Genomic DNA, 10404 nt, shown 5'->3' on the forward strand with positions numbered 1-10404 from the left:
TGTGAACAGATATTTTTTTTCTATACCTAAAAACATTTCCATGCTACAAGTTCTTAATTTTTTTTATCTTATCTAAAAGATGTGGGTAATCAGTAGGACTTAAGTCCCTCGCTAGGGATGGGGGTGAACTTAATTGGTAGGAATCGATATACGTCAACAAACAAAAAAGCTCACAGCTAAATTACCTTTCAATAAACTCCTTAAACGCCTTCCTATAAGTATCACTAATTGGCAAAAAGACTTTACCAATTTGTACTTTTTCTCGATGGACAGACTCTATCCATTCTAGGGCTACGATGTAAGAATTATGGATTCTGACAAATTGTGTTTCGGGCAATTGTGCTTCTAGAGCTTTCAAAGTCTGTAGGGCAACTACTTTTTGTTGGGTAGTATAAATCGTTACGTAGTCTTTCAGCCCTTCTATATACATAATTTCTGCTAAACGAATTTTTACGAGTTTCGTGCCATCTTTCACAAAAATGAACGCCTGTGTGGCTTCTTGCTGATTGATGATTACCTCTTTCACTACTTTTTCTTTCACAGTGGGTGCTTGCACGGCGGTATTCAATCGTAAGGAAGCTTTCTCTACCGACTTTAGAAATCGCTCAAAAGTAATGGGCTTAAGCAGGTAATCTAATACATCTAATTCATAGCCTTCGATAGCATATTCAGAATAAGCCGTTGTAAGAATAATCAAAGGTTTTTTCTGTAAAATTTTCAATAAAGTAATACCCGTAATTTCAGGCATCTGAATATCCGAGAACAAAATATCTACAGTATTCTCCCTCAAAAAATCCAGTGCTTTTAAAGGATCTGAAAAAGATTGGACTAATTGTAAATACGGCACCTTTCTCACGTAAGTTTCCATTAAACTACGCGCCAAAGGTTCATCTTCTACAATTATACAAGTATGAGGCATGATTAGTTGAGATTGAGTGATTTAGTGAGTTGTGATTTAGTGAGTTGTGATTTAGTGAATTGTGGGTTAGTGAGTTGTGGGTTAGTGAATTGCGTGTTAGTGATTTCAACGGCCATACTTATTAAAGAAGGTTCTTGAAAAAATATTTTATTTTACTTTTTCCAAAAAAATCACTCAATCACAACTCACTAACTCACAATTATATCAATCACTCAATCACAACTGATTTAGCGTCAAATTTACTTTATAATCACTTTCTGTATCTTCCACAACTAACTGATATTTGTTGGAATAACTTAAATCTAGTCTTCTCTTTACGTTTCTTAGCCCAATACCAGACTTTTCGTGATTTGAAGACTTTAATTTACTGTTTTCTACGATATAAATCAATTCGTTCTTTGTCACAGATAACTTTACGACGATATAAGCATCCGTAGAATTATTGCTCACGCCATGCTTGAAAGCATTCTCTAAGAAAGTAATCAAAATTAAAGGTACAATCTGGGTTTGACTGATATTTCCTTCAATCTCAAAAGTTATCGGAATTTGGTTGTTCAAACGTAGCTTCTCAAGACTAATATAGTTCTCGATATATTCTATTTCTTTGCTTAATAATACCTTTGCATGATTTGAGTCGTAAATCATATAGCGCATCATTTGCGATAGCTTAGCGATTACCTCAGTAGTATTGGGCGAATTGGTAAAAGCCAAATAATAGAGGTTATTCAGGGTATTAAACAAGAAATGTGGATTGATTTGGGCTTTCAAAAAAGTAAGCTCAGCCATCAATTTTTCGTTTTCTACCTCTTTTCTTTTTGCTTCTAATTCTAACCAATCTTCTGCAAACTTTAACATTCCCACAAAAATTACAATGAATATTGTTCCTACAGAGTGTTGGACGATAAACTTTATACTGTAAAAATACCCAATATGCTCGTTATTAGCCATTTGAACTCTTTTTACATACACATACATCGTGATGAAAATGGCGAACACAGGGAGGAATTCTAGCAGGTAGGCAAAAAGATTCTTTTTATGAATGAGGCGTGGCAAAAAGATAAAGTAATTAATATAAGCTAAAGTTGCTATAAAACCTATGTGTAGTATAGTAGTAACTAAAGCCTCTGTCAGGTCTGTTTCTTCTCCAGGCTTACCAAAGCTTACCTGATAGTAAAAAAAAGAAAAATACACCCACCAGAAAGATAGATGGATGAGTAAAATTCTGTTTCGTTGAATATAAGCTTGCATATATTTGAATGAAAAATAATCAATTTGGTATAAGTACAAATCAAATTTCTGTAAAAAAACTTAGATAAATACTTTACATTGATTAGAAGTACCTCAATTGCTCCAATTATTTGATAAGTCGCCTATTTTATCCGATGGTTTGCCTCAAAATCCCGACAATTCCTCCTTATGGTACCTCAGCCTCAATTGTCGATTTTCTCAGCCTGATTGTCTATTGCGGATTTCATTCTCTTTTTATTGTCTTTGTTTTGTACATCAATTTTAAAATAAAGACCAAGAAAGCTTTTTCATAATAATCAAAATATTTTACAACGATGAAAAAATTATTAAGCCTCATCCTCATTATTTTCACAACGAGTGAAATCGCATTAGCACAATTTGGAGGACCACCAAATGGAGGTGGAGGAGGAGATGGTAACGGAAGAAACCGTTCGACTCAGCAAAACACGCCAAGCTTTGAAATCAATACTCCAAAAGGTAATTCAAAGATTTCAGGATTTATCATCGATTCGACTGCGACTAGTGCGGTTGAGTTTGCCAATATCTCTTTAATCAGCAAAACTACCAACAAACCTGTTGACGGAACAATGGCTGACGATAAAGGTAAGTTTTTATTGACTAAAGTAGCCGTGGGCGATTATAAATTGCAGATTTCGTTTATCGGTTTTGAAAGCAAAATTATCAATGATATTAAAGTTGAGAAAGGCAAAGACATTGATTTAGGAATCCTCAAACTTTCGCCTATTTCTCAAATGCTTGATGGCGTAACAGTAACAGCTGAAAAAGCTATGATTGAAGAAAAAGTTGACCGTCTGGTTTATAATGCTGAAAAAGATATGCTGGCTAAAGGAGGAGATGCATCAGATATTTTGAAAAAAGTACCGATGCTTTCGGTAGATTTAGATGGTAATGTATCTTTAAGAGGAACGACTAATATTAAAGTATTGATAAACAACAAGCCGTCAACCATTGTAGCAAGCAGCATTGCAGATGCCCTGAAGATGATTCCTGCTGATTTAATCAAAACAGTAGAAGTGATTACTTCGCCATCTGCAAAATACGATGCTGAGGGTTCTGCGGGTATTATTAATATCATTACAAAAAAATCATCTATTGAAGGATTGACCCTTAATCTTGATTCAGGAGTAGGACTTCGAGCTTCTAACTTAGGATTGAACGGTAGCTATCGTCATGGTAAATTAGGGATTACTTTAGGAGGCTTTGGTAGATTGTTCTACAATAAGGCAGGAACAACGTTAGAGCAATCAACTGTGAAAGACGGTGTCACTCAGCTAACACAACAAAGTTCTGATGCAAAAGATAATGGCTTGTTTGGAAGATACAACTTAGGTTTTGATTATGAAATTTCAAAAACACAATCAATAAGCTCTTCAATAGCTTTTGGTACTAGAAATTTAGATCGTAACCAAGAGTATGTGACAAAGTTATTCTCGAACAATAACCTTACTTCTACTTCTTACAGAGATGTTGATAGTAAAGACTTATCAAATTCAGTTGATATAAATGTTGATTATATCAAAACATTCAAACCTCAACAAGAATGGTCTATTTCAACTCAGTTTAGTCAGAATAATTTAACGAATAATTTTGATGCTAACATCTTGAATGGTGCAAGTGAATTATTAAGTCGCCAGAAAAATATCAACGGAAATACTAACCGTGAGATTACTGTTCAGACAGATTATCAAACACCAATCAAACAAAATCAAATGTTTGAGGTTGGTTTAAAAAGCATTACTCGACAAGTTGATAGTGATTATCAGTATTTGTATGCAGGTAGTACAGGAGGTTTTAGTACAGATGCTAGAAACCCATCGGGTTTGTTGAACTATAAACAAACTATTTCGTCGGGATATGTTTCTTATACTTATTCTACTAAAAATAAGTACACTTTTAAAGTAGGAACACGTTATGAATATACAACGATTGATGCAGTAACGAATGTAAACTCAATCAATATTCCTTCTTATGGAAATTTGGTGCCAAGTATCAATATATCTAAAAGCTTAGGAACTGCAACCTTGAAATTAGCGTATAACAATCGTATCCAACGTCCAGGATTACAGCAGTTGAACCCTAACTTCAATGCTTCTAATGCACAAAACATCACGATTGGTAACCCTAGCTTGAAACCAGAAGTGACTAACAATGTGGAATTAAGCTTAAGTAAAAATATCAACAGAACGTATTTGAATGTATCGTTATTTGGTCGTCAAACAAATAATTCAATTGTAAGAATCAGTGCACCATCTGATACCCTTGCAGGAGCAATCGTGACAACGTTTCAAAACATCGGTAGACAGCAAACGCTTGGAGCGAACATTTTCGGAAATACTTTTATTACACCGAAATGGTCATTGAACGGAGGAATTGATATTTATTACAATTATTTAGATGGTCAGGTTGCGAATGCAACAGGTGGTTTTTCAACAATTAGCAATACAGGCTTAACAATTGGCGGAAGAATTACATCTCAATTACAATTAAATAATGGATGGGGCGTTCAAGCATTCGGAGGTTACCGTGGAAACCAAGTACAATTACAAGGTTCACAAAATGGAATGGGGATGTATTCGTTAGGTGTTAAAAAAGACATTAACAATAAAAGAGGAAGTATTGGGTTAGCAGCAGAGAATTTCTTTGGTGGTATGACGATGACATCAACGCTGAATACGGCTCAGTTTAATCAGAAAAGTGTTAATAATATTTATAACCAAAACATAAAATTGACATTCTCTTATAAGATTGGAAATATGAAATTCGTTGAACAGAAAAAATCAAAATCTGTGAAAAATGATGATGTAAAAGGTGGAGAATCTAATAATTAAGTATGAAATTTGTAAAATCAAACATTTAATCTTATCTAATTAATCTAAAACAATGAAAAAAATCGCAATCTTAATTACAACACTAGTTGTTTCAGTATCATCATCATTTGCACAAAAGTGGAATGTAGACAAAGCACACTCTAAGGTAGGCTTTACTGTTACCCACTTAATGCTTTCAGAAGTTGACGGTAACTTCAAAACTTTTGATGCAACCATCACTTCATCAAAAGAAGATTTTACAGATGCAATTTTTGAATTTTCAGCAGACGTAAGTAGCGTTGATACTGATAATGAAATGAGAGATGGTCATTTAAAGAAAGCAGATATGTTTGATGCTGAAAAATTCCCAAAAATTAGCTTCAAAAGTACTTCTATCTCTAAAGTAGATGCTAAAAAATATAAATTGGTAGGAGAGCTTACCTTGAAAGGTGTTACAAAACCAGTAACGTTTGATTTAACATTGAATGGTGTTGGTAAAAACATGAGAACTCAAAAGCCAATTGCGGGGTTTAAATTAACAGGAACTATCAAACGTACTGACTTTGGTGTGGGTGGAATGCCAGGGGCAGTAGTAAGCGAAGACATTGAAATCAGAGCCGTAGGTGAATTCGGTAAAGAATAAAAATATCAAGATTTAATCAATGATTATCTCTTCCTAGACATAGTCAGTTTGAAACACATGTAAAATTGTGTTTTTGATTGAAAAAAAGAAAGGCTTGCTGTTTTACGGCAAGCCTGTTCTCTTTATAAAGGTTTTGAATCAAACATTACTTTCTTTTCCTACAAATCGATATAAATAAGGCGCTTTATTGGCAGCACCTGTCATTTTTTTATCCAATCTCTCTAAAATCCCCAAACTCAACATTTTACGTTGGAAATTTGTACGTAGGAGTTTTTTGTCTAAAATGGTTTCGTACATATTTTGCAAGTCGTTCATTGTAAACACTTCTGGTAATAAATTAAAACCAATTAGTTTTTCATCCAAAAAGAAACGAAGGGTTTCTAATGCTTTTTTTACCATCGCCGAATGGTCGTAAATCAATGTAGGAATCGTATCTATGTCATACCATTGGCATGAATCAGAAGTATAGTCGGGGGTTGGGTTTGCCTTTGTGAAATCTATCAGCGCATAATAACCTATTGATAAAAAGCGAGTCATTAAATAATGGTCTGGACTAAGCTCTACCCCATCAACAGCTTTCATCAACGACTTTAGCATCTCATTATCTCGCCTATCTCTATCACCAAAAACATAAAATTGCTCCAGATAAATATTGGTTAGGCCAGTGCGTTCTTCTAAAATTCTTTGCGCTGCTTCTTCTAAATTCTCGCTTTCTTTGATAAATCCACCCGGTACTGCTAGCCAATCTGTATTCTTGAAATTTAATAATAATATTTTTAATTGATTGTCATGAAATCCGAAGATTACACAATCAATAGAAATGCCTGGAAGGTAGTCGTATCCACGAGTTTTAGTACTCATAATTCAAATATTTGAGATGTTTAAGCGAATTTTAGATAAATGTAAAGAAAAATTTGGTAACATAAAAAGGTTCAAGTATTATTGTACCGCAATGATACAATAAATTTAATACTATTTAATCTTAAAAAATAAATATGAAAAAGTTTTTAGGCTTTTTCCTACTACTTTGTTACACGGGTGTTTTTGCTCAGGACCTCGACAAGTATGAGAAGAGAGAATATGTTCGTTCAGATGGCTTTAAATTGCCCTATCGCATATTATATCCTAAAGACTACAATAAAAGTAAAAAGTACCCTTTGATACTCTTTCTTCATGGTGCTGGCGAACGTGGCAATGATAATGAAAAACAATTGACACACGGCGCCAAATTGTTTTTAAAAGATGAAAATAGGGAAAACTTCCCATGTATCGTAATTGCGCCCCAATGTCCAACTGATAATTACTGGGCTTCTGTAAAAGTAGACAGAAGTACTTCACCCATCACGCTTGGTTTTGATTATCATAACCAGCCCACTACCCCAATGCTTTGCTTCATGGATATTGTAAAACAGATTTGTCAGGACGAAAGTGTGGATAAATCTCGGTTGTACATTATTGGACTCTCTATGGGTGGCATGGGGACTTTTGAAACCGTTTATCGTTATCCAAAAGTATTTGCAGCAGCCATTCCAATATGCGGAGGAGGAGATGTAGAACAATACGACAAATCAGTAAAAAGAACTTCTTTCTGGGTTTTTCATGGCGATGCTGACCAAGTAGTAGATGTGAATAACTCTCGTAAAATGGTTGAAAAATTAAAGCACCTAAAGGTTGATGTAAAGTATACTGAATACCCAAACGTAAAGCATAATAGTTGGGATAATGTATTTCAAGAACCCGATTTATTACCTTGGTTGTTTGCTCATAAAAGAAAAAAAGTACAACTATAAATTCCGACTAAGGCCTGCCTTATGGCAGGCGATGTCAATTTTGCTTCTGTAAATACTCTTTATTATCCAATATCATTTTTATAAATAAATTAATAAACGCATTTAAACAAACCGTTACATTACCTACAACAACGACTATGCAAAATAGAAGAGACTTTCTGAAAAATACAGGAGCTTTAGCCCTTGGAGGGATGCTTTTGCCAAATTTAGCCGATGCGTTCGGACATAAAATTACGCCTAAGAATTTTGGTGTGCAGTTGTTTACCACGATGTCGATAATTGATAAGGATGTAACAGGGACATTAAAGCAGATTGCAGATATTGGTTATAAAGAAATAGAATCAGCCTTTAGTATGAAGGGTGGATATTATGGGATGAAACCCAAAGAATTTGCGAAAGTAGTAAGCGATTTAGGAATGACATGGCAAGCACACCATATTATGGGTGCACCTTTCAGAATGCCAGCACCTAAGCCAGGAGCTGCTGTAAATCCTAATGCTGAAATGTTAAACAAGATGCCTCCGATGAAATCGTTGATGAACGATACACAGCAGGTAGTAGATGAAGTAGCCGAAGGCGGTGCAAAGTATTTAGTATGTGCTAGTATTCCTGTGAAGACTTCAGAAGATATAAAATCGTCGTTAGAGATACTTCAAAAGGCAGGAGAGGCTTGTAAAAAAGCAGGATTGACTTTTGTATTTCATAATCATACCGCAGAATTTGAAAAAGTAGATGGACAATTACCATTTGATATATTTACGTCACAAATCAGTGCAGACTTATTGAAATTTGAATTGGATTTGGCTTGGGCAACTAAAGCGGGTGTAAATATTCCAGAATTATTTGCTAAACACCCAGGACGTTTCCCATTATTTCACGTAAAAGATTTAAACAAAGAAACATTATTGCCTGTTGAAGTAGGTACAGGGATTGTAGATTTCAAAGCCATTTTTGCCGCAGCAGACAAAGCGGGTGTAAAACACCTTTTTGTAGAACAAGACGGTGCTCCATCACCTATCAATAACCTTGGTACAAGCTTTGGTAATTTAAAGAAAATAATTAGTTAGTATAAATTTTCAGGGAAGTTATAAACCACGTTAGGATACTCTGACGTGGTTTTTTATGTTTTAGGTATGATTTTTGCCTATAGCTTGGCGTAGTGTTTCACTACGTCAGTGTGTACTGCAATGTTACATTGCAAAAATGCAACGCATTTTACCTTTGTCGTATTATTGTAATACTATACTAAAGAAAATCTATTTCAATTAAGCTTTTCAATCCTGTATAATTTCTGGCACTACTGTATAACCAATCTTCGGGTTTTTCTACAAAACCTGCTCGAACTGGATTATTATGAATATAGTCTAACTTTTGCTTTGTAAAATCTCCACTGAAGCATGCAATAGCATGGTTTTCATGCGTCCAAAATTGATAAAAGCTACTCCTTACATTACTTCTTGCAGCAAATTCAAAGCGTTTAAGCATCCAATCTTTACGGCTCTCAGGTTCTAATGCTATTGTCTTTAAAATCTGTGATGCTGTAAATTTCTTAAAATCTCTGATAACGTTTGATAAATTACCTGCTTTTGCCCTTGCTAACAAATGAATGTGGTTGGTCATGATTACATAGCCATATATTGCTAACCCTTTTTCTTTTCTACAATAATCTAAACTATTAATAACTATATCTCGATGGTTTTTCCTGCTGAAAACATCCACCCAATCAATCACTTGAAGAGTTAGGTAGTAGAGACCAGATTGGTCATATATTTGATATCCCTGTGGCATAGACGTAAATGTTTTAGTTGACCAAACTTATAAAATGCTCTGCATTTTTGCAATGTAACATTGCAGTACACACTGACGTAGTGAAACACTACGCCAAGCTTTGGGAACTGTTTTAATCTTTCGATTCAGTCATGTCAATTAGATTTCCTTTTATAAATTTATATTGTATTTTTCGACCTTCATATCTTATTTCAAAATGTTTTATTTCAGTATCAAAATCCCTTTTTAACCGTTTAATAGATGAAATATAAAAATAATATTCAACCGTTAATTTCAAATGGAATTTCTTTTGTGGCATCACATTATTTCTTTCTAATAAGTCTAATACATAAATAATCTCTTTATTATTTTCATTATATGTTTTATCTAATTTTAAATTATAATTTGTAATTAACTGTAGATATAGAGAATCATCTTCTATTTTGATTTCTCTTTGATACCCTATTGGTGATCTAACATTTATGATTTTTAAAGTGTCTTTTAGCCAATGTTTAAATTCTATTTCTTTTTGGTTTATAATAGCACTATTCTCTTTATTATGAAACTTTTTAATCTCTTGACAAGAGGTGGACAAGTTTAGAAAAGAAGCACTCATAAAAAGAAGTAAACTATTTCTTGTAAATTTATTTTTTGGAATTAAAATATTCGATTTCATAAATTTATTTTTATAATCAAAACGAACTTTATTTTGTTTCAACGCTTGACATAGTGAAAAAACGCCACTTCAAGCGAGGACAGTCTACATCACAAAACTTGCTTTACGAAATAATACCCCTTTTTCTTTATATAGAAATTCTTATCGGCTCCTTTACCTTTAATAAAGGTAAAAGATTGCTTTGGTCTATCGTCATATACTAACACAAGAGAACTTCCCTTTAAATAGTACCTACCTTTTAACAATTCCTCTTTATCTAATTTTAGATTATAATCATTAAACTCAAATCTTCCATTTGGGGAAAATTTAATATTTAAAAAGGCTGAATGAGGCTGAAACCAGAAGCCTATTAAATTTTGCCTATCTGACTTTTCATTTTGCTGAATGCAAAATATTTGTTTACTGCTACAAATTAACCTACTCTACCCGATGAAAAATCAGAATTAATAAAAAAAGGCTGAAATTTGTAGTTCCTAAGCAACAAATACAGCCTTTTAATGAAAAATATCATCGGTATCAAAATTAAAGATTTA

At 33.7% G+C, this 10404-nt stretch carries 9 protein-coding genes; 4 read left to right on the forward strand and 5 right to left on the reverse strand.

Annotation, left to right across the window (positions count from 1 at the left end; all coding sequences use genetic code 11):
- Positions 1 to 181: 181 nt before the first annotated feature.
- A complete protein-coding gene (locus tag VB264_RS24610; RefSeq protein ID WP_323254017.1) occupies positions 182 to 919 on the reverse strand; it encodes a LytR/AlgR family response regulator transcription factor in 738 nt (245 codons plus the stop codon).
- Between the two features lie 216 nt (positions 920 to 1135).
- On the reverse strand, positions 1136 to 2167 hold the full coding sequence (locus VB264_RS24615; RefSeq protein ID WP_309915558.1) for a sensor histidine kinase: 1032 nt from the start codon (positions 2165 to 2167) through the stop codon (positions 1136 to 1138).
- Between the two features lie 314 nt (positions 2168 to 2481).
- Here VB264_RS24615 and VB264_RS24620 point away from each other — a divergent pair, with 314 nt between their 5' ends.
- Both VB264_RS24620 and VB264_RS24625 read left to right on the forward strand, forming a co-directional pair.
- Positions 2482 to 5016, forward strand: a complete 2535-nt coding sequence (locus VB264_RS24620) for an outer membrane beta-barrel family protein (protein ID WP_323254020.1) — start codon at positions 2482 to 2484, stop codon at positions 5014 to 5016.
- Positions 5017 to 5068: 52 nt separating this feature from the next.
- A complete protein-coding gene (locus tag VB264_RS24625) occupies positions 5069 to 5638 on the forward strand; it encodes a YceI family protein (protein WP_323254022.1) in 570 nt (189 codons plus the stop codon).
- A gap of 138 nt (positions 5639 to 5776) precedes the next feature.
- On the opposite strand, the gene VB264_RS24630 is transcribed toward VB264_RS24625, so the two are convergent.
- Complete coding sequence (locus VB264_RS24630) at positions 5777 to 6499, reverse strand: NUDIX hydrolase (RefSeq protein ID WP_309915566.1); 723 nt, start codon at positions 6497 to 6499, stop codon at positions 5777 to 5779.
- A 134-nt stretch (positions 6500 to 6633) separates the two neighbouring features.
- Between VB264_RS24630 and VB264_RS24635 the strand changes: the two genes are divergently transcribed.
- A complete protein-coding gene (locus VB264_RS24635) occupies positions 6634 to 7428 on the forward strand; it encodes a carboxylesterase family protein (RefSeq protein WP_323254025.1) in 795 nt (264 codons plus the stop codon).
- Between the two features lie 137 nt (positions 7429 to 7565).
- Positions 7566 to 8495, forward strand: a complete 930-nt coding sequence (locus tag VB264_RS24640; protein ID WP_323254027.1) for a sugar phosphate isomerase/epimerase family protein — start codon at positions 7566 to 7568, stop codon at positions 8493 to 8495.
- A 178-nt stretch (positions 8496 to 8673) separates the two neighbouring features.
- On the opposite strand, the gene VB264_RS24645 is transcribed toward VB264_RS24640, so the two are convergent.
- Both VB264_RS24645 and VB264_RS24650 read right to left on the reverse strand, forming a co-directional pair.
- Entirely contained in the window at positions 8674 to 9216 is a 543-nt protein-coding gene (locus tag VB264_RS24645) for an REP-associated tyrosine transposase (RefSeq protein ID WP_323254029.1), read from the reverse strand.
- Between the two features lie 112 nt (positions 9217 to 9328).
- Positions 9329 to 9871, reverse strand: a complete 543-nt coding sequence (locus VB264_RS24650) for a hypothetical protein (RefSeq protein ID WP_323254031.1) — start codon at positions 9869 to 9871, stop codon at positions 9329 to 9331.
- Positions 9872 to 10404: the final 533 nt, after the last annotated feature.

This window comes from Arcicella aquatica (assembly GCF_034928825.1).
Lineage (GTDB): Bacteria > Bacteroidota > Bacteroidia > Cytophagales > Spirosomataceae > Arcicella > Arcicella aquatica.